The organism is Pseudomonas sp. (genome assembly GCF_035277045.1).
In the GTDB taxonomy this organism is placed as follows: Bacteria; Pseudomonadota; Gammaproteobacteria; order Pseudomonadales; family Pseudomonadaceae; genus Aquipseudomonas.
This window is the reverse complement of record NZ_DATELE010000276.1, coordinates 630,404-648,319: the sequence shown is the minus strand read 5'-3', so window position 1 is coordinate 648,319 and position 17,916 is coordinate 630,404. Positions and strand designations below refer to the sequence as shown.

The window sequence follows — 17,916 nt, the reverse complement described above, 5'->3', positions numbered from 1 at the left end:
AACATGAAAAGAACAATTACAACGCTGCTTGTGGCCGGTGCTGTCGGAAGTGCTGCGGTACTGGGCACGGCGTATTTCGGCTTGGTGAATGTCGGCGCCGATGATCCTCACTTCCCGGCTGTCCATTCGTTTCTCGCCATGGCTCGCGACCGTTCGATTGAGGTTCGAGCGCGAGACATTGAAGTGCCTGACCTGAAGGACGCCGCGTTGATCAAGGCAGGCGCAGGCAACTACAACGCCATGTGCATTGGGTGTCACCTCGCCCCTGGCGTTGGGAAGACAGAACTTAGCCAAGCGCTATACCCGTCGCCACCTGACCTCACCAAGGTGGGTGTCGGAGGCGATCCGGCTGCCGCATTCTGGACGATCAAGCACGGCATCAAAGCCACCGGCATGCCCGCTTGGGGCAAGAGCATGGGTGATGAGTACATCTGGGGAATCGTCGCGTTCCTGGATCAACTGCCCCAAATGAATCCTGAGCAGTACCAGTCCTTGGTGGCCACGAGCGGCGGCCATCAGCACGGCGGCGGTGAAAGCGATATGCATAACCATGAGGGCCAGCACGGCGGGAGCGGGCATGCCGAGCATGGCGATCACGACGAAGCGGCAGACGACGATCATGCCCAGGCAGCTCACGACCATGGAGCTGCACCCGCAGGCGCCGCCCAAGCGGCAGATCATCACGGTGACCACAATGCGGCCGAAGCCCATTCGGACGCCCACCCGAAATCGTCGACAAAGACGCATGTTCACAAAGACGGTAAGGAGCACACTCATGCCAACTAACCGGATACTCGTTCGTCTAGCCGCTATCGCTGGGCTGCTGGTGACCTCGGCGACCTACGCTGCCGAGCCATTGTCCATCGACGTTCACCGAGACGCGAACTGCGGTTGCTGCAAGAAATGGATCGCGCACCTGGAAGCCAATGGTTTCAAAGTGACCGACCATGTTGAGACGGACATGAGCGCAGTGAAACAGAAGCTGGGCGTGGCGCCACGGTTAGCGTCCTGCCACACGGCTGTGATCGACGGAAAGTTTGTTGAAGGCCACGTGCCAGCTGAGCAGGTTCGAGAACTCAGGGGGCGGAACGATCTGGTCGGGATCGCCGTACCAGGAATGCCAGCTGGTTCCCCAGGCATGGAGGTTGATGGCGTAAGCCATGCCTACCAAGTCATTGGGTTAACCAAAAGCGGCGAGGACCTAGTAGTCGCCAGCTATCCAGCCAAATAACGCACCGACCAGAAGGACGGCAGTAGGGCTGACTGCCGTCCCATATATCCCCGCTCGAAAGCGTCATCAGCTCAACACGACGACATAGAGGGCCTGCAAAGCGTAGCTAATCAGATTCACGGCGCTCGCGGACTGGCTTGAGTACGATCTCGCCGTTGATAAGCTCGAGGGAGAGTCTGTCGCCCGTCGTGACCCTGAGCTCGCGCAGAATGTCGTCGGGTAATTCCACAATCACATCGCCGGAGCCGTCGCCGGGATCAAGGCACTTCACCGTGGTGCGCGCTGATTCAGTCATTGTGCTCTCCTCCTGAGCTACCAATCCTCATCGTACTCCACCAGTCATGAGAGCCGGTAACCAGGCGATCAATCGCCGGAACTGACGCTTCAATCCGGCATTTTATCAGCGCAAGTCCTGCCCGCTCGGTCCGTGCTCAGTTCTGGCCCCGGCAACCTATACCAGCGGTCCGGTACTCAAGGATTTTCAGGTCTCCGCTGGAATCCTCGTAGTTCATCTGCGCTGGCATCACGTCACAGCTCGCCTTGGTCGATGTCATGCTGATCACCTTCGCCACGTCGAGCCGCATCCCGTATCGATAATGGATGACCTCCGGTGGCTTCTTATCATTGGCGGCTGCATAAGCTCGCATAGCTTGCTCATTGGCCTGAATCATTTTCCCGTGTAGACGGTCGGATCCTCCTTCGGCGAGCGCGGCTGAGGAGACCACAATGGCCAGGATGGCGATGATGCTTTTGACGATTTTCATTTCAATCACTCCAAGAGACATGATGCAAGCTTAAGGCTCTGCAGCTGTCATACACGTTAGCCGTGGATTACATCTGAGTAAGCTCGAGGAGGGCGAGGTGCCGCTTTGCCAAAGTGGCTTTCACTAGCTTTTTCCCCGCCTAGGCTGCGAACCGGGGAGGGGGAAGCGGTGTTGTTACTTCGTTTTTTAGGAAAACTTGGTTCAGAAAAAAACGAGCGCCAACGCTTCTGTTACCTTGTTATTTCGCAATTTTTCGTCGACAGATTTCGAGCAGGCCAGCAAAAGGCAGTAGGTTCTGTTACAAGCTTATTTAGGAAACAACAAATGATCGTAAAGGTTAAAGTCTGTCTCTGAATATTAAAAACTGTCTCGCTTGTAGCCCTAGGGCCTCCAAGCCGGCCCTGGGTAGCGGCGTCGATTTCTAAGGAGCAAGACCAATGCCGCTGATGATTGATGCCATACCCCTCCTGCCGTGTCTGCAGAGGGTCGAGATATACGCCACGGCGGCCCGCACGGCGATTGAGCTGATGGTGAACGCGGAGGGTGATGAATACATCGACCTCGCGGAGCAGGCGCTGGTCGCCCATAAACAGGCGCTAGTCGAGCTGGCCCAGCTGACGCAGGCGCTGGTTACCGAAGCCGACGTGCCCAGAGGCGTGACCCTGACCAAGGGCTAGGGCAGACGCGAATAACGGTCCCAAATCGAGGCTTCCGCCTGACAGATAGACGGGACCTTTTTTGTGATGCTTTTCTGTCGTATATCGATTCCGATAAAAAAACTCGACATTCGATTGACTTTATATCAGAACGGATATAATATCCGTCTTGCTGATGTCGCAAACCCCGGCACGTCGTATGTAGGCAGCGGGTACTCAGCACACCAAATGACCAGACAGGGGCAATACCTATGACCAAACAATACGATTATTCACGGCGGAAACGTCTAAGGAGCACCATCCATGCAGGACCAGCAAAAACCAATCGAGTGGGTCGGTAGTACTAAGCAAGACCTGCGGGATCTGCCACGGGAAGCAATACAGCGGGTCGGGTATCAGTTGGAGCTTGTTCAGGACGGCGATGAACCCAGCAGCTGGAAGCCCATGCCAAGTGTAGGGGCTGGGGTGTGTGAGATCCGCATCAAGTGTGATGACGGGGCTTTTCGCGTGTTTTATGTGGCAAATCTGCCGGATGCTATCTACATCCTGCATGTGTTCCGCAAGACCACTGAAAAGACGGAAAAGCGCGATATCGACCTGGGGAAAGCCAGGTTCAAATCGCTGGGCTGACAGACAGACCATCCTTCACCTTGCCGGGTGAAGGGAGGCTTCGGACTAACCCCTTCGCCGCTGGTTGAAGGGGTGAGCTTCTACCTGTAGCACGCTCGCTGTAGATAACGATCTAATCTCTAATTCATGATGTAACTGAGGAAATCTTGAATGGCAAACGAACGCTCTACCTCCGTGTGGGATGCGTTGGTTGATTCGCCAGAAGAAGCCGAAAACCTTCGCCTGCGCTCTAAGTTGATGCGGGCGATTACCCGGACCGTGAAGGCCTGGGATCTGCCGCAGAAAGAAGCAGCGCGACAGCTGCACGTGACGCAGCCTCGGCTGAGTGACTTGCTGAACGGGAAGATCGATAAGTTTTCCCTGGATGCTCTGGTGAACATGCTGGCCAACGCTGATCTGGAAATTGACATACTGGTAAAACCAAAGGCTGCCTGAATCTGGGTGTGCCGATCGCTTAACGGGCTGGCCTTAGGGCTGGCCCGTGTTGTTTTGGTCATTCTTTAGGCTCTAATCCACAGCGTTACCCATAACAGCAGTGGAATAAAGCGGGCGCCTCTGCCGCCGCAGTTCCCACGCACCGTGATCCGCCGTGAACCGGATGACACCCAGTGAGCTTGCGGTTGCCAACTTCAGCGCATTGGCGAGGACGTCAGCGAAAAGCTGAATTACACGCCGGGCGTGTTCACGGTCGAGCAGCATGTGCGTGGAAAATGGGCCTGCCGTCAGTGCGAAACCCTGATCCAGGCACCAGTGCCGGCTCAAGTAATCGATAAGGGAATACCCACCGCAGGCCTGCTCGCTCACGTGATGGTGGCGAAGTTCGCCGACCACTGTGTGTCACGAACACAACCTCCATAGCTGAACGGAGAGTTGTGGTGCTTTATTGAAGATGAGGGTGGGCCCCTCGGAGTCGGTTTGCAGGAGCAGGCTCCAAACCACCTCAAGCTGCTGGGGTAAAGAGCCTTGGTGGTGAGCGTTGAGGAAAAGGCGCGGCATTGACCGCGTCAGGTGCGGTACAGAGAGACGAATGAAAATGAACCGTCGATGTGGTGTCGAAACGTATTCAGATGGTGTCGAAACCGGGCTTTGGTGGTTGGCCCGGGATGAAGGTCGAGGGATGCCTGCCGACTGCTCGACCGGCGCCCGGCATGAAGGCGGCGTGACTCTGTACCAGGCTTCAGTAAGGAACGTGAGAACCTGTCGTCCCGATGTTAAGGGAGAAGTTCAAGCAGATAGCCTCTGCAAGAGCGAGAGTACCGATGCGGGGCACAGGGACGGAGGTGCTCGTAGTAGGGTTGAAGGCCCTGTAATGGGGCTGGATCGAAGGGGCACCGTCGTTCGGCCTCAGCATAGTCACAACCTGAAAGGGGATGACGTCTATGTCTGAAGCAAAGTCGTTCGATATCGCAAAGCTTGAAGTTTGGGACGCGTACAAGCGTGTCAAAGCTAATCGTGGCGCAGCTGGAGTTGACGAAGTCAGTATTGATAAGTTCGATCAAGATTTAGGTAGAAATCTGTACCGGATCTGGAATCGAATGGCTTCGGGTAGCTACTTTCCGTCACCGGTCAAACGCGTGGACATTCCAAAGGGTGATGGCAACACGCGTCCTCTGGGGATTCCTACGATTGCTGACCGGATTGCACAGATGGTCGTTCGGCAGCGGCTTGAGCCGTTGCTGGAGCCGATATTCCATAGAGACTCTTATGGATACCGACCGGGGCGCTCTGCACATGATGCCTTGCGCGTCGCCCGAGGTCGGAGTTGGCGGCATTCTTGGGTGCTTGATCTCGACATCAAAGGGTTCTTTGACAACATTGATCATGACCTGCTGATGAAGGCTGTGCAGCGACATACCGACTGCCGGTGGACAGCGCTATATATCAAGCGCTGGCTAACCACGGACGTGGTGTTGCCGGATGGTACTCGGCAAATGCGAGATCGAGGGACGCCACAGGGTGGTGTTATCAGCCCATTGCTGGCTAATCTCTTTCTGCATTATGCGTTCGATAAATGGATGGGTCGGCACCACCCCACAGTGCTGTTTGAGCGCTACGCGGATGACGTTATCTGCCACTGTGACAGCGAAGCCGAAGCTCAGTCTTTATGGGCTGACCTGAAGGTCAGAATGGCGGAGTGTCAGTTAGAGTTGCATCCGGAGAAAACTCAGGTGGTGCACTGCGTCGATGCCAATCGACGTGGCGACTATGGCGTGAAGCGATTCGACTTTCTGGGCTATACGTTTAAGCCCCGGAAGTCGATAAATCGGAAGGGGAAGCTGTTCACCAGCTTCTCACCGGCCGTTAGCGACAAAGCGGCAAAAGCTATGCGACGTGAGATGCGTAATTGGGGCCTTTCGCGCCTGAGCCGATATGATTTGGGTGAGCTGCTCGCGCTGATTCGCCGGAAAATTGTTGGCTGGGTGCGTTATTACGGGCTCTTCCATCCATCGACTTTGCAACGCTCCCTGAAGACACTGGACTTTCATCTGGTGCGATGGGCGCAGCGCAAGTACAAGAAGCTTCGCGGCCATGTCTCAAGGGCATGGCGGTGGTTGTCTGATCTTCAGCAACGTGCCCCCACGTTATTTCCTCATTGGGGTGCAGCGATACGAATGGCTGGACGATAGGAGCCGGATGAGTCGAGAGGTTCATGTCCGGTTCTGGGAGAGCGCAGGGGTGAGACTCCCCTGCGCCACTCACCTGCCGCTGTACCGGCAGGAAAAAATCTTCGGCCGCGCCGGTTTGGCGACTCCGCGCTCCACGCTGGCTCAATGGGTCGGGCAAACCGGCGTGCAGCTTCAGCCTTTGGTTGATGCGCTGCGAGAGGTCGTGCTGGCGCAGCAGGTTGTGCATGCTGATGAGACGCCGGTGCAGATGCTAGCGCCCGGCCAGAAGAAAACTCACCGCGCGTATGTCTGGGCTTACTGCACCACGCCGTTCTCGGCGCTTAAAGCAGTGGTCTACGACTTCAGCCCAAGCCGCGCGGGTGAGCATGCACGTAACTTCCTCGGCTCCTGGAACGGCAAGCTGGTGTGCGACGACTTCGCGGGCTACAAGGCCGGCTTCGAGAAAGGCATGACCGAAATCGGCTGCATGGCTCACGCCCGCCGCAAGTTCTTCGACCTGCACGTGGCGAACAAGAGTCAGTTGGCCGAACAGGCACTGCATTCGATTGGCGGCCTGTACGAAGTTGAACGTCTGGCGCGCGACCTAGGTGATGAAGATCGCTGGCGAATACGTCGAGAACAGTCAGCACCATTGGCAAAAGCACTGCACGACTGGATGTTGACCCAGCGGGATCTTGTGCCTGATGGATCAGCGACGGCCAAAGCCTTGGATTACAGTCTAAAACGCTGGGTAGCGCTGACGCGCTACCTGGAAGATGGGGCTGTACCCATAGACAATAATGCAGTCGAAAATCAGATTCGGCCGTGGGCACTTGGTCGTTCCAACTGGTTGTTCGCCGGATCGCTTCGCAGCGGCAAACGGGCAGCGGCGATCATGAGTCTGATCCAGTTGGCGCGTATGAATGGGCACGATCCGTCTGCCTATCTTAAAGATGTGCTGACGCGGCTACCGACCCAGCGGGCGAGTGAGATTTAGCAACTGCTTCCGCATCAATGGATGCATGCCTGATCTGCGCAGGGTGTGTTCCCCGCTCGCTTACCCTTGAGCATCAAAATTTCGTGTTGTTCGCCTATCGGCTGAACGCTATAGCGGAGGGGGCGGGAAGCCAATGGGTTAAGCGCCAAGTCACTACTCTTGAGCGTTTTATTCTCTTTGCCCGGTCCGTAGTGGTTAAAACCACGCAGTATGCGGGCGATGCCGTCCCTGAAAATTACTCAATTCGGAGCTCTACGCTAGACAAATTGCTCGGAATCGAGGCTTGTCGAGGCTGGATGAGCCAAGTACAGCAAGACATGTTGGATGCGCAGGCCAAAAAGGCTGTCGAGCTGGTAGGCCAAGCACTGGAAAAGCATCAACGAGGGGATACGTCCGATTGGGACTGATTCGAAAGGGTGAAGTAATTTGCAGGGGGCACCGCCCCGGTTAGCTGGCAGCCAGTGTGGCTGCTCAACCGGGAGCAGGTCCGTGCCCCATCAAGCGTACTGAAGCAGATTGATTGAGGAAAAATTGCGGTACATCCCTGGCCAGCAAGCGCTTAGCGGCACGTTGATCAACACGAAAATAAAACGAAAAATCAGCAACGCGGGCATTCGCTATATAACGATCCAATATTTCTGTCCAGCACATCACGGACTGACATAATCATGAAATATGAAGCGCAATCGGGCTACAAACCTGTACAGGATGCAGGGTTCCAGCGGCCACTGCACCGGTCGCTGCACAGGTATAGACTTTTGACGGAGGTTCCATGAGTAGAAAGATTGGGCTGGATACTGTGGATTATGAGCCGGTGGAGTTGCTTGTCGATACAGGGGGCTCTGATCGTCCCGCAATGCTGGTCGCACTGCTGGCACTGGCTTATGGCCTGCCATTGGCAAGTATCCTAGCAGCGCGTTGGCAGCAATTCGACCTGAGTGCAAAAGTGTGGCGACTGCCTAGCGGTGAAGTGCTGCCGCTGACGCCGCCCATGATGCAAGTAATGCGCCTTCACCTGCTGCACCTTAATCTGCTGCGCGTCCACCTGCTCACCAGTGGGAGACTGCCAGATTCGCTACTATTTGCCGGTCGAGATGGGGGACAGTGGAATCAAAGGGAGGTCGAATCGCGGGTGCGGCGACTGATGCGAGGCAGGTTTACGCTCAGCGACCTTCGCGAGGTGGTGCTGAGTAGATATACATATTTTGAGACTGCTCATGTGCGAATTGAAGCGCGGGTTATTGAAATGACGGCCAGATGTGAAGACCCCAAACGCATCGATTCCTTTCGGCATAACACTTCGACATTCCTTCGGCGGCGACTGCATGAATGGCACGAGGCAATCCGCCTGGATAAGCTTCTGAGGGGGTATGACAGCGACAGAAAATAGAGTTTGGCCGGTTACTCGGCAAGGAAGCGCGGGGCGATACCCCCGTAAGATCAGCGAATACATTAGGTTGCTCGCACTCGGAATCGCGCTGCTTTCTTACAGCTGGTCAAGGTAAATTTGGAGCGAGGCCAGTCATCCGGCATGACTGCTATCAGTGAGCTGATGAGGAGCCCGGAATTCTAGACTTCGGGCTTCCATCCTTACGCGTTGGTCGCGGGTATGAGTGCTTCGCTAGCGTTAGTGACAACACTGCGGCGGTTTCAAAAAACTAAAATCGCTTGGTAGTGCTACTTCGCTCTCACAAGTTTCATATCGAATCGCACGCCAGCTTTAACGTTTTTTACCACTAGATCTCCGCCCATATTTTGCACGTTCTGTCTTGCCATATAAAGACCAAGCCCTTGATGCTCATACTCACCTTCACGGCTGCTTACTCCGTATTCGAAGATTTCATCAGGGAACTGGTTGAGAATGTGTGGGCCGTAGTTCATGATGTAGATCACTACCCAGTTTGAATCTGTGTATGTAGTAATCTTGATTGACGTGCCTGCGGACCTGAAGTCGTTAGCGTTGTTAAGAATCGCGGTAAGCGCAGCTTCGAGCATATCACCATCGGCACTGACAATAAGTGGTGTCGAAGGCGGAGCATATATTAGGTTGGAATAAACTTCAGCCGCATTTTGCAAGTACTCTGACACATTTTCTCTGGTCATAGTACCTTGAAAAGCCTTAATCGCTTCTTTAGGGCTTATAGGCGTAGTGTTGGACTCTGATCCCGCTGGTGGGGCTGACAGTATCTTGAGAGCGTGGGTGATGCGCTTAATGCTTTTATAGCTAGCGTCTTCCGGGTCGCGGTGCCGCATTGTGAGCTCTTGCAGAGGAGATTTAATCTCATGACCCAAGGCCCGGAGAAATGCGGCTTGTTTGTTGGTTTTTTCCAGCGCTTCACGCCCGTAGGAAGAGATCGAATTGTGGAGGTCAAGAATGCTCTCCCAGAGCACGCCGATCTCATCCTTTTCATTGCTGATGACATACGGGAATTTGAAATGATCTTCATCTTGGAATTTCCCGCGTAAGTACAACGTGTTACGTCTGACGTTGTTCAAAGGCTTTAGAAGGAAACGGTATAGCACAAAGCCGGCCAGTACGATGCTCACGCACAAGAGCAGAGCAAAGCCGATGATACCTTGGGCAGCCGCTCGCCAGCCACTTAGCACGAGCGACGCGTTGCCATTTAACTCTACGGAGCTACCATCCGGAAAGCTATGTAGCTTCTGCGTGGCGATGGTGGGAACGACCATTCTAATAAAAGCATCGGCTACTTGTTCGAAGGTTGTTCGGAAGGTGCTTCGGTGTAGCATTTTGTTGGCTGTCTGCGAGCTCTCGACTATCACCGAGCTCTCCCCGGCTGCTCCTGGAGCCCTGAAGGTCAGCGTCTCCCCTGAAGCAAGGTGCTCAGACATTGCTCCAAAAGCGAATTTCGGCGAGTCGGCAATATCGGCGGTGTCCGTGACAATGCGGCCTGGGTAGGCGTTATCGGGTGAAGCGATTTGGACATTAACCTTCAGGCTATCCAAATCAGTTGGTGGCCAAGGCTTGTCGTCCCTGACTGCGTCTGCCGCGAAGGCCTGAATGGGAATCTGTAAGATATATCTGTAATGATTATTCGAAGATTCTGACAGCAGTATACGTCCCTTTATTTCAGGCTCCCTTGTAAATGCTTTCTGGGGTGAGCCCAGATACTTGAACCCATTCATGCTCCAAGTTGGAGAGAAAGCTGACCTTGACGCAGGATTCTGCAAGCGCAAAGGGTCAAATGTAATAATGAAGGTCTGATGTGTTCCTCGGGCGTCCAAGGAAACCAAGAAATAATGCCCGGTGGTCGGAGATTTAGCGTAAGTAGGCGTGGTGAGTTCTTCATCAAGGTCGAATGAGCCTTGAATGTAGAGCATTGCACCCAGCTTCCTGCTATCTAGCACAGCAGCACAGATTTCAGAGTGGGGCTGAGTTTTGTACGGATAGCTGCAGGCTGATAGTTGGCGGAGGTCCTCGATGTGACCTGGCACTGCATTAAGGTAGTCCAGCGGGAGATGAAACACTGGTACGCCCAACCCGTTGGGATTCGATCTGTTCATGTTTCGAAAAGCGGTACGTCCCTCAAAGTCTTCGAATTCAGCGCTTACCCGCTGTAGTGTCCGTTGAATTCCGGACTGATACTGCCTTACAACAGGTGAATAGCTGAGCCTTAGGACGAAGAAAGTCCCGGCAATGACCACGGTGATAATCGCTAGTAGGATGCCAATTACCAAAACCCTAGCTTTCGCTTTTGCTAGATTTTTGCACAGACTTGATATAGATCCGATCAAACCAACCACTGGAATCCTTTAAACCTTATCGTAGCGATGTGATCTGAACCGAAATCGGCTTCAGAGAATGCGTCGCGAATAGTCTTAACGTGCTGCCTCACCGCCTCTGAGTTCTTCCCGGTTTTCACTAGGTCGTACAGATCCTCGTACGGAACCAGTTTCCCACGATTTTCATAAATTCTAATGAGAATTAGCTTTGCCGTTTGTGGTAGATTCAGGCGCTTTCCGTCATAGGTGATTTTACCCGTGGAACTGTCGTGCACTAGTAGGCCTGTATTTGGCGCGTTATTTTGAGTGCCATCACTATTTTTTGCACGCAGAACTTTCAGTGCTGAGCTGATGAAGTCACTTCCATCTGCAGGTATGGGTTTTTCTAGATAATCCCAAACGTCCAATTGCTGCATAACATTTTTGTATACGGTTTGATCAAGCCCGGAAACGATCATTACGGGGCTTTTGTGGTTGTTAACGTTTGTATAGATTATTCCGAAGCCAGCGTTTTTTTCTGGGGGAAGTTCAATGTCTAAAACAAGCAGGTTGTAATTTGTTTTTATAATGGCAGCTTCAGCGCTCTCTCTATCGAAATATTGATCAACTTCAATGTCGGCGCCTAATTGCCTGCAGAAGTCAGCTAGGGCGTCACTGACCTCTATAGAATCTTCAATAACGGCTATTTTTTTCATGGTCTGTATCCAGGTTGGTCACCTCGCCAGAATACCAGAGGCTGTGGTTCGAGGTGTGAGGATCGGCGTGAGGGTTTACTCACGTTCAGGTGAATTATTTCTCGAACCGTTGCAAACGATCAGGTTTGAGATTTTCAATCCTCATTCGTGAATGGATCCGATTTTAAAGGGGCTCAAATGCTCACGGAGTGATAGGTAATGTGCACTCCATAGCACGGCGTACCGCTGGACTTTGAGATTGCACCAGGAGGATTTAATGAAGATCAATATGGCTCACCTGCGTGAGCGAGCAGCAGGTGGTGGATGGATCCATGTTGCCGTCTTTGACGCAAAATCTACTACGGGCGAGAACGATAAACTACTTTCTCAGCTCACGGCTAAGGCCCGAGGGAATGGCTTAAGGGTCGATCAGTCGGCGCTTGCGTACTCATCTGGCGGACGGATTCAATTCCATGGTGATCGCAACCTGGTGAACTACCTGGCTAAGGGCTGGCGTCCGGTCTGGACGCATACCATCGACATATAATCCGCCTTTGAATATTTTAGGCAAATTTCTAAATAATGGGAGCTTCACATGGCTGTCTTTATTGTTACTTGGAACTTGAACAAAGAGCGTGCAAATTATGACGCTGCACGGCGTGCGTTCCTCCAGCACTTGGAGCGCTTTGACCATACGAAGGACACTGGTCTGGAATCGGTTCGTTGGATCAGTACTTCGTGGACACCTGACCAGATACAAAAGGATTTGCTGACTAAGTTGGATAATAGCGATCGTCTTTTCATCTCCCAAGTTACGTCTGAAAATCATCAGGGCTGGCTTGCTCAGGAAGTTTGGACGTGGATTAACGCTCGTATGTAGCTGCGATTTATGGGTTGATGATTTTGCTTTAAAGCACAAGGCATCGCTGATGCGAGCTTTCGGCTGCCGCAACTCAGCATGCTTACGTAATGGCTCGGTGATATGGGCTTTTTGGTTCTATACGCCCTTCAATTATTTGTCATCTCTCTGTTGTTGGTCCGTCGCGGCGCTGATGCTATTTTGACCGGGGCCGCTGATTATGGCTGCCCCATATGTTGCCTCTGAAATCCCGCGCAAGGTCATCGTTTGCTGGGTCTTCGGGTAGGTAATGAGTTCCGGCAGCCTGCGTCCAAATCGCAACAGCGACGACACCCTGTGTGCACCTGCCCAAAAAATGAGCAGGTGCACTGGAACACCTGGCTCAGTTTTCAGTCAGCGGCAATAGATTGGAGCAAGCAACGGAAATTGCCCCAAGCCAGGTCAGATGCGCGTAACGGTCACAGTGATGAATGCGTCGTGCTTGTCTTTCAACTGCCTAGCGTCGTAGTAGCGAGCCGGCTCTGCGAGATTAATAGTGCGCGTACCGCTCAGTTCGCGAGTCCAGAATTCAGCATTCTCGACTCCAGGGATTGGTGAATCCTGGTAACCGTAGAAGCCGACATAGCTTGCCTTGGAGGTGAGGAGGATTTTCCCATCCGAGTTGAGACGCGCGGTGAGGTGAGCTTCCAAACCGACCGCGCGCTTTTCGTTGTCTTCGATTTTGACGTTCGGATCCTTGGCCTTCATCGCCTCCAGTGTATGGTCAGAAAGGTAGTGAACGGTCTCTCCGTTATCGATGTAGGCCGTCCTGTGTTCGATGGCTTTGCCATCGAGGGTCAGCACCGTATTGATCTGGAGCCTGTCGGCTGCTTGAGCGATCGAGGCAGAAATAGCGGAAAGGGCAACAACGAACAGCAATGCTTTCTTCATCGAGGATTTCACGACCTGTCGGAATGCAGCCGGTGATCAGCTACAACTTAGTTATATATACGGTCTGAAAAGCTCAGAACTTGAGTGTTTTGCAAAAAAATTGGGAGTGCTGTGGAGTGAAACTCTCCGCAGCTGAAATCCGGTGCCGATAGAGAAAGCGATTCGAGGAAATCGAAGCGATTCCCGCCAGCGTCGAAGGGATAGGGCCCCTTATCAGACCGCAGAGCATAACGCTGCGGCTCCAGAGAGCGAGAATTGTCACTACGCATACGCTGAAATACCGCGCAAAGCCCTACCGTTCATGGGTTCGACAGTTTTAATTCTCTAGCGCGATCACGTGGAGCGCGATCTTTGCACTTTGCGACAGTTTTGCGTTTTCTCCAGAGGCAGCTGTCGGCCCCGTGAAATGGGGTCTCACTGCGACAGTTTTTATTCTCTAAATTCAGCTGTATCCAGAGAACCCTACCAGTTGCAGGAGCCGGTAAGGTCTGTCTTTCCGCCTCCTGCGTTGACCCTGGCTCAAAGCCGGCTCCCAGCCCATGCGTAAACATCCCTGCCGATCGTTAACGTCCGCACCAGCTGACGATCAGAACAACCCGCCCAATGAAATCGTCACGCCGCCCCCAGCCTGCAGCCCCGCGTTGACGCCGGCGGCGATGATCACGCCCTTGGCCGAACGCACCAGGCGCATGGCACTGTCGTGGGGCAGCAGCATGTTGCCCACCGGCGTCAGCGTGGCAGCGGTCATGGCCAACAGCTTCGCGTCCAGGCCGAACAGCATGGCCGACGCGCTGCCCCCGCCAATCAGTCCTATACCGCCTTCGAGGAACACGCAGGGGCCTTCGAAGTCCTCGCGGACGAGCCCGCGTGCCGCGATCGATTCAGCCACCAGCACCCTTCCCACCGCCGGAAAGTCTTCGCTGGCGCCTGCGGCTCCAACGCTTTTGCCACGCACATGCAAGTTGACCTTGCCGAACCGCGGCAAGCGGGCGCCGGCGCCAAAGCCGACGCCGACCGAGCCGTAGCGAAACTGCTGGTCGACCCCGTTCGGGTCGGTCAGGGTCAGCGCGCCGCCGGCGGCGGCCGCGAAGACCACGGTCAATCCACCACCGCTGGCGGTCTTGTAGGTCCAGTTGCTGGTGGTGACAGGTAATGAGAGTTGCATATGAATATCCTTATTCAGGCCGCGGGGCGCGGCGTCGGCGAATCCAGGCGACAAGGTGATAACTGCCCGCTGCGGTAGCCGCGACGGCGAACAGGCCCGCGAACAGGCTCTCGCCCCACAGCGCGCCACGATCGCCGATGACGGCCGTGCTGAGCGGCGCTGCGGCGCGATACCACACGGTCACCGGATCGCCCACCTCGTAGCCGAAGATCAAACCGTTCTGGGGGTAGCTGACCGCCTTGCCGGCGGCGTCGATGAAGTCAATCTGGGGGTGGCTGCCGCCCGCGTTGAGAACGCTGACATGGCCTTGGGCGCGTTGCGCCTGGCTCAGGAAGCCCAGCCGGTCTTGCACCAGCCATAGGGTGAGGTACAGCAGGCACAGGCCCAGCGGAAGAAAAATCACCGCGCGGAGCAGGTCGCCCCCCGCTGAAGATGGCGTCTTGGCCATGACAGGTTCCTTGTTTCGTCCGTGAAACGCCGGCTGTTGCATCGAACCTGCGTGTGGCTGTAATCGTACCAGTCAGCAAGTAGCTCCGCAGCTGCCTTGGCTTGATCTGTTTCCCGTGGCGACCCACCCAGAATCGGCGTTGAGCAGTACGTCGTCACGCACATCAGTCGCCGCTTCAGCTTCCAGGCGGCCAAGGGTGGCACTCAGGCCACCCCGCATCGATTCCAGAGCGATCAGGCCGTTTTCAGGACTGTTGTTACCTTGGCCCGGCCTTTGAAGTTGGCCACAAGTGCATCCACGCTAAGCGCACCGCCACCAAACGCGACGATCTGCAACAGGCCGCCGGCGATGGAGATGTTCTTGAAGAAGTTGATGAACTGCCCCTGGTCCGCCAGGTTGTTATGGAATGCGAAAGCGGCCATCACCGTGAACAGAGCCATGACCCCAGCGACGATGCGCGTTTGAAACCCGATGACAAGCAGGGCCGCAAGGCCAAGTTCAACGCCAAGCGCTGCCAGGTAGCTCAGGACAGGGAAGGGCAGGCCACTCGATTCGATATAGGCAATGGTGCCCTCTGGAGAGGCCAGCTTGCTGAAGCCGCTGAGCAGGAAAAGAACGGCCAGCAATACACGGCCCATTACCGCGGTTGTATCTTTCAAAGTGTTCATCTTATTTCTCCTGATTCCAGCATTTGCCAAAGTGGCGTTCGATGGAGAAATAATAAGAGTTCATCTTTTTGGCAACAATATAGCTAATTTTGATTTCACTGTTTCCAGATCGAGGACAATTAACAATTGCCCTGCGCGGTGCTCCTCCGCGCAGGGTGCTCAGGCAACGCCTCAGAAGTCGACAGTAGCCGACAGCTCATACGTCCGGGGCGCGCCAAGCCCGAGAGTGGAGGTCGATGGGACGCCCCAGTAGTCCTTGTCGGTCAGGTTGCTGACATTGGCCCGCAGAGTTACAGGACGGCTCGCGACCTTCATGGCGTAGCGAGCACCGACGTCGAAGATGGTGTAGCCAGGAATCGACAGGCTGTTGTCAGCACTGATGTACTGCTTGGACAGGGAGTTTGCGTTGGCGGTGAGGGTCAGGCCGTCCAGCACTGGGGTGTCCCATTCCACGCCGAGCTTGCCTTGCAGCTTGGGATAGGCGGTCGCGGTCTTGCCTTCGTTGACACCGCCTGCGGTCTTGGTCAGTTCGGGATCGACGTAGGCGACACCGCCCATCAGGCGTACATCGGGCAGCGGCGAGCCGAAGAAGCCCCATTCGACCCCGCGGTTGCGCTGCTCGCCGCCAAACGAATAGATATTGGTGACAGGGTCGGTATAGCTGCTCGGGCGTTTGATTTCGTACAGCGCCAGGGTATGGCTGAAGGTACCAAGGTCCAGCTTGAGACCGACTTCTTTCTGCTTGGACTTGAAGGGCGCGAACACTTCACCTGCGTTCGCAGCCGTCAATGGCGCCGAGCCGCCCTTGCTCAGGCCTTCAATGTAGTTGGCATAGAGCGAGAGGTTGTCGGTGAGCTTGAACAGCACCGCGCCCGCAGGGGAGGTCGCGTGGGTATCGTAGTTGGGCTTGTTGCGCGCACCCGTGGTGACGTCGAACGTGTCGGTGACCACTTCCTGGCGGCGTACGCCGAGGGTCAGCTGGATGCGATCGTCCAGGATGGACATGGTGTCGGCGACGCCGTAGCTCTTGAGCTTGTTTTCCGAGTGGATGATCAGCGGCCAGGACTTCGGCGCCTTGGGCCCCCAGGTCGGATGGTACATGTTGGTCGTCCACTCCGCGCCAGGTATCGACCTGCGCCCCCAGTCCTTTTCCTTGTCGGTGTACTGGGTGGCGTTGACCGACCATTGGTGGTTGATGCCGAACGTGTCGAAATGCCCGCGCAGCCCCACCTCGGCGGAGGTCTTCTCGATCTCGAACTTCAGCTGGCCCATGGTGGTGGTGATGTCGCCCGCGTTATTGATCACCTGGGCGGACATGGCACCGTTGTACTGGTAGTTGGTCTTGCTGGTGCCGATGGCGCCATAGGCCATCACGTAGTCATTGAGGTCAAACTCGCCGCGCAGGATCGCGCCCTTGTCCTTGCTCTCGACAGTGGCCCAGTCGGGGTTGAGCAGGGTGTCCGACTTCGGTGGCTTGGGCACCGACAACCCGGGTGCCAGGCTGAGCCCGCGGTTCTGACCCTTGATGAAATCGTCGCTGTTGTACAGGTCGAGCGAAAGCCGGGCGCGCTCGCCACGCCAGTCCAGGGCCAGGGAGCCCAGCTCGTTGCGCTTGCTCTGGTGCTCGGTGGCGGTATCGCCATCCCGGTAGACGCCGTTGAATCGCACGCCGAACTGATTGTCCTCGCCAAAGCGCCGACCCACGTCGATGTGCCCGCCGAACTGAGAGTCGGACTCGAAGGTGCCAGTCAGGCGGGTCAGGGGTGTGTCACCCGCGCGCTTGGGGATAAGGTTGACCGTGCCGCCCACCGAACCGCCGGGCGGCATGCCGTTGAGCAGGGCCGACGGCCCCTTGAGCACTTCGATGCGTTCGTACATCTCGGGCGAAGCGCGGTAGAAAGGCGCCATGCCGAACAGGCCATCGACGGTCATGTCGCTGACGCTGGAGGCGAAGCCGCGGATGGCATAGCTCTCGGCGTGCGTGCCGCTCAGGCCGTTGGTGAACACCGAGGGGTCGGTGGCGGCGATCACATCGGTGATGTCCTTGGCCTGAAGGTCCTGGATGTACTTGTCCGTGTAGCTGACCGTGCTGAACGGGGTCTCCATGAAGTCCTTGTTGCCCAGCAGCCCGACGCGGCCGCCGGTGGCGACCTGGCCACCGGCGTATTCCGGCGTCAGGTTGTCGGTGGCGATGGCGGTGCTGTCGACCCGGGTTTCAGTGAGTTCCAGGGTGGTCTGGCCAGCCTCCTGGCTGTTCTGCTCGGTCGGCTCGTCGGGTTGCGCTGCACTCACGGCCATGGAGGCTCCGCTCAGGCCGAGCACCAGCGCCATGTGTACGGCAGTGAACGTGCGATTGAACGCAAAATGTGGCGCGGTCTTTTCTGGTTGTTGGCTGACACGCCCTGGGTTGCAGCGTTCCGACATGCTGGATTCCTTCCGATTCGCAAAGTAGTGAAAGTGTTCACTAGGGTTTCCGAACCAAAGTATTAAATCCTCAATGCAAACCATTAGCATTTGAAAAAAAGGCCAGCACCATGATGGCAC

The 17,916-nt window shown here is 55.5% G+C and carries 19 protein-coding genes and 2 pseudogenes; 12 read left to right on the top strand and 9 right to left on the bottom strand.

Annotated elements, in window-relative coordinates; genetic code table 11:
• Positions 1 to 3: 3 nt before the first annotated feature.
• Together VJS90_RS18985 and VJS90_RS18980 are read left to right on the top strand one after the other, a co-directional pair.
• The gene (locus VJS90_RS18985; protein ID WP_207072825.1) at positions 4 to 786 is read left to right on the top strand and encodes a c-type cytochrome; all 783 of its coding nucleotides are present in this window, start codon (positions 4 to 6) and stop codon (positions 784 to 786) included.
• Positions 776 to 1,231, top strand: coding sequence for a DUF411 domain-containing protein (locus VJS90_RS18980; RefSeq protein ID WP_207072826.1), 456 nt, complete (start codon positions 776 to 778; stop codon positions 1,229 to 1,231). The genes VJS90_RS18985 and VJS90_RS18980 overlap by 11 nt, the downstream gene beginning before the upstream one ends.
• A 106-nt stretch (positions 1,232 to 1,337) precedes the next feature.
• Here the strand turns inward: VJS90_RS18980 and VJS90_RS18975 are convergent, their stop codons facing one another.
• Both VJS90_RS18975 and VJS90_RS18970 read right to left on the bottom strand, forming a co-directional pair.
• On the bottom strand, positions 1,338 to 1,526 hold the full coding sequence (locus tag VJS90_RS18975; RefSeq protein WP_207072827.1) for an AbrB/MazE/SpoVT family DNA-binding domain-containing protein: 189 nt from the start codon (positions 1,524 to 1,526) through the stop codon (positions 1,338 to 1,340).
• A gap of 136 nt (positions 1,527 to 1,662) precedes the next feature.
• Complete coding sequence (locus VJS90_RS18970; RefSeq protein ID WP_207072828.1) at positions 1,663 to 1,995, bottom strand: DUF2790 domain-containing protein; 333 nt, start codon at positions 1,993 to 1,995, stop codon at positions 1,663 to 1,665.
• Between the two features lie 437 nt (positions 1,996 to 2,432).
• Between VJS90_RS18970 and VJS90_RS18965 the strand changes: the two genes are divergently transcribed.
• The 8 genes and pseudogenes from VJS90_RS18965 to VJS90_RS18930 all read left to right on the top strand — a co-directional run bounded on the left by VJS90_RS18965 (position 2,433) and on the right by VJS90_RS18930 (position 8,274).
• The gene (locus VJS90_RS18965; RefSeq protein ID WP_324123168.1) at positions 2,433 to 2,672 is read left to right on the top strand and encodes a hypothetical protein; all 240 of its coding nucleotides are present in this window, start codon (positions 2,433 to 2,435) and stop codon (positions 2,670 to 2,672) included.
• Positions 2,673 to 2,954: 282 nt separating this feature from the next.
• Entirely contained in the window at positions 2,955 to 3,281 is a 327-nt protein-coding gene (locus VJS90_RS18960; RefSeq protein ID WP_324123167.1) for a type II toxin-antitoxin system RelE/ParE family toxin, read from the top strand.
• Positions 3,282 to 3,431: 150 nt separating this feature from the next.
• The gene (locus VJS90_RS18955; RefSeq protein WP_324123166.1) at positions 3,432 to 3,716 is read left to right on the top strand and encodes a helix-turn-helix domain-containing protein; all 285 of its coding nucleotides are present in this window, start codon (positions 3,432 to 3,434) and stop codon (positions 3,714 to 3,716) included.
• 108 nt (positions 3,717 to 3,824) lie between these two features.
• A pseudogene (locus VJS90_RS18950) lies at positions 3,825 to 4,112 on the top strand (IS66 family transposase zinc-finger binding domain-containing protein); the annotation flags it as partial.
• 548 nt (positions 4,113 to 4,660) lie between these two features.
• On the top strand, positions 4,661 to 5,908 hold the full coding sequence (ltrA, locus tag VJS90_RS18945) for a group II intron reverse transcriptase/maturase (protein ID WP_349254730.1): 1,248 nt from the start codon (positions 4,661 to 4,663) through the stop codon (positions 5,906 to 5,908).
• Between the two features lie 64 nt (positions 5,909 to 5,972).
• Positions 5,973 to 6,884: pseudogene (gene tnpC / locus VJS90_RS18940) on the top strand (IS66 family transposase); the annotation flags it as partial.
• Between the two features lie 83 nt (positions 6,885 to 6,967).
• A complete protein-coding gene (locus tag VJS90_RS18935) occupies positions 6,968 to 7,291 on the top strand; it encodes a hypothetical protein (RefSeq protein ID WP_324123164.1) in 324 nt (107 codons plus the stop codon).
• A gap of 365 nt (positions 7,292 to 7,656) precedes the next feature.
• Complete coding sequence (locus VJS90_RS18930; protein WP_324123163.1) at positions 7,657 to 8,274, top strand: hypothetical protein; 618 nt, start codon at positions 7,657 to 7,659, stop codon at positions 8,272 to 8,274.
• Between the two features lie 287 nt (positions 8,275 to 8,561).
• Here the strand turns inward: VJS90_RS18930 and VJS90_RS18925 are convergent, their stop codons facing one another.
• Positions 8,562 to 10,226, bottom strand: a complete 1,665-nt coding sequence (locus VJS90_RS18925; protein WP_324123162.1) for a HAMP domain-containing sensor histidine kinase — start codon at positions 10,224 to 10,226, stop codon at positions 8,562 to 8,564.
• A gap of 410 nt (positions 10,227 to 10,636) precedes the next feature.
• Positions 10,637 to 11,323 carry a response regulator transcription factor gene (locus VJS90_RS18920; protein WP_324123161.1) on the bottom strand — a complete coding sequence of 229 codons (687 nt, stop codon included), beginning with the start codon at positions 11,321 to 11,323 and terminating at the stop codon, positions 10,637 to 10,639.
• Between the two features lie 256 nt (positions 11,324 to 11,579).
• Between VJS90_RS18920 and VJS90_RS18915 the strand changes: the two genes are divergently transcribed.
• Entirely contained in the window at positions 11,580 to 11,849 is a 270-nt protein-coding gene (locus VJS90_RS18915; RefSeq protein ID WP_324123160.1) for a hypothetical protein, read from the top strand.
• A 48-nt stretch (positions 11,850 to 11,897) separates the two neighbouring features.
• Positions 11,898 to 12,182, top strand: a complete 285-nt coding sequence (locus VJS90_RS18910) for a hypothetical protein (protein WP_324123159.1) — start codon at positions 11,898 to 11,900, stop codon at positions 12,180 to 12,182.
• A gap of 420 nt (positions 12,183 to 12,602) precedes the next feature.
• Here the strand turns inward: VJS90_RS18910 and VJS90_RS18905 are convergent, their stop codons facing one another.
• The 5 genes from VJS90_RS18905 to VJS90_RS18885 all read right to left on the bottom strand — a co-directional run bounded on the left by VJS90_RS18905 (position 12,603) and on the right by VJS90_RS18885 (position 17,796).
• Positions 12,603 to 13,091 carry a hypothetical protein gene (locus VJS90_RS18905; protein ID WP_324123158.1) on the bottom strand — a complete coding sequence of 163 codons (489 nt, stop codon included), beginning with the start codon at positions 13,089 to 13,091 and terminating at the stop codon, positions 12,603 to 12,605.
• Between the two features lie 586 nt (positions 13,092 to 13,677).
• Positions 13,678 to 14,256 carry a hypothetical protein gene (locus VJS90_RS18900; protein ID WP_324123157.1) on the bottom strand — a complete coding sequence of 193 codons (579 nt, stop codon included), beginning with the start codon at positions 14,254 to 14,256 and terminating at the stop codon, positions 13,678 to 13,680.
• Between the two features lie 10 nt (positions 14,257 to 14,266).
• The gene (locus VJS90_RS18895) at positions 14,267 to 14,704 is read right to left on the bottom strand and encodes a DUF3592 domain-containing protein (protein WP_324123156.1); all 438 of its coding nucleotides are present in this window, start codon (positions 14,702 to 14,704) and stop codon (positions 14,267 to 14,269) included.
• Positions 14,705 to 14,937: 233 nt separating this feature from the next.
• Positions 14,938 to 15,372 carry a DoxX family protein gene (locus VJS90_RS18890; protein ID WP_324123155.1) on the bottom strand — a complete coding sequence of 145 codons (435 nt, stop codon included), beginning with the start codon at positions 15,370 to 15,372 and terminating at the stop codon, positions 14,938 to 14,940.
• A 171-nt stretch (positions 15,373 to 15,543) separates the two neighbouring features.
• Positions 15,544 to 17,796: a TonB-dependent siderophore receptor gene (locus VJS90_RS18885; protein WP_324123154.1), complete on the bottom strand. Its 2,253-nt coding sequence runs from the start codon at positions 17,794 to 17,796 to the stop codon at positions 15,544 to 15,546.
• Positions 17,797 to 17,916: the final 120 nt, after the last annotated feature.

What these genes read in the sequence shown, in the direction of transcription:
- VJS90_RS18885 (WP_324123154.1), bottom strand. Translation starts at nt 17,796, where the DNA reads ATGTCGGAACGCTGCAACCCAGGGCGTGTCAGCCAACAACCAGAAAAG.
- VJS90_RS18930 (WP_324123163.1), top strand. Translation starts at nt 7,657, where the DNA reads ATGAGTAGAAAGATTGGGCTGGATACTGTGGATTATGAGCCGGTGGAG.
- VJS90_RS18955 (WP_324123166.1), top strand. Translation starts at nt 3,432, where the DNA reads ATGGCAAACGAACGCTCTACCTCCGTGTGGGATGCGTTGGTTGATTCG.
- VJS90_RS18895 (WP_324123156.1), bottom strand. Translation starts at nt 14,704, where the DNA reads ATGGCCAAGACGCCATCTTCAGCGGGGGGCGACCTGCTCCGCGCGGTG.
- VJS90_RS18890 (WP_324123155.1), bottom strand. Translation starts at nt 15,372, where the DNA reads ATGAACACTTTGAAAGATACAACCGCGGTAATGGGCCGTGTATTGCTG.
- VJS90_RS18970 (WP_207072828.1), bottom strand. Translation starts at nt 1,995, where the DNA reads ATGAAAATCGTCAAAAGCATCATCGCCATCCTGGCCATTGTGGTCTCC.
- VJS90_RS18975 (WP_207072827.1), bottom strand. Translation starts at nt 1,526, where the DNA reads ATGACTGAATCAGCGCGCACCACGGTGAAGTGCCTTGATCCCGGCGAC.
- ltrA (WP_349254730.1), top strand. Translation starts at nt 4,661, where the DNA reads ATGTCTGAAGCAAAGTCGTTCGATATCGCAAAGCTTGAAGTTTGGGAC.
- VJS90_RS18985 (WP_207072825.1), top strand. Translation starts at nt 4, where the DNA reads ATGAAAAGAACAATTACAACGCTGCTTGTGGCCGGTGCTGTCGGAAGT.
- VJS90_RS18980 (WP_207072826.1), top strand. Translation starts at nt 776, where the DNA reads ATGCCAACTAACCGGATACTCGTTCGTCTAGCCGCTATCGCTGGGCTG.
- VJS90_RS18915 (WP_324123160.1), top strand. Translation starts at nt 11,580, where the DNA reads ATGAAGATCAATATGGCTCACCTGCGTGAGCGAGCAGCAGGTGGTGGA.
- VJS90_RS18960 (WP_324123167.1), top strand. Translation starts at nt 2,955, where the DNA reads ATGCAGGACCAGCAAAAACCAATCGAGTGGGTCGGTAGTACTAAGCAA.
- VJS90_RS18925 (WP_324123162.1), bottom strand. Translation starts at nt 10,226, where the DNA reads ATGCTCTACATTCAAGGCTCATTCGACCTTGATGAAGAACTCACCACG.
- VJS90_RS18920 (WP_324123161.1), bottom strand. Translation starts at nt 11,323, where the DNA reads ATGAAAAAAATAGCCGTTATTGAAGATTCTATAGAGGTCAGTGACGCC.
- VJS90_RS18910 (WP_324123159.1), top strand. Translation starts at nt 11,898, where the DNA reads ATGGCTGTCTTTATTGTTACTTGGAACTTGAACAAAGAGCGTGCAAAT.
- VJS90_RS18965 (WP_324123168.1), top strand. Translation starts at nt 2,433, where the DNA reads ATGCCGCTGATGATTGATGCCATACCCCTCCTGCCGTGTCTGCAGAGG.
- VJS90_RS18900 (WP_324123157.1), bottom strand. Translation starts at nt 14,256, where the DNA reads ATGCAACTCTCATTACCTGTCACCACCAGCAACTGGACCTACAAGACC.
- VJS90_RS18905 (WP_324123158.1), bottom strand. Translation starts at nt 13,091, where the DNA reads ATGAAGAAAGCATTGCTGTTCGTTGTTGCCCTTTCCGCTATTTCTGCC.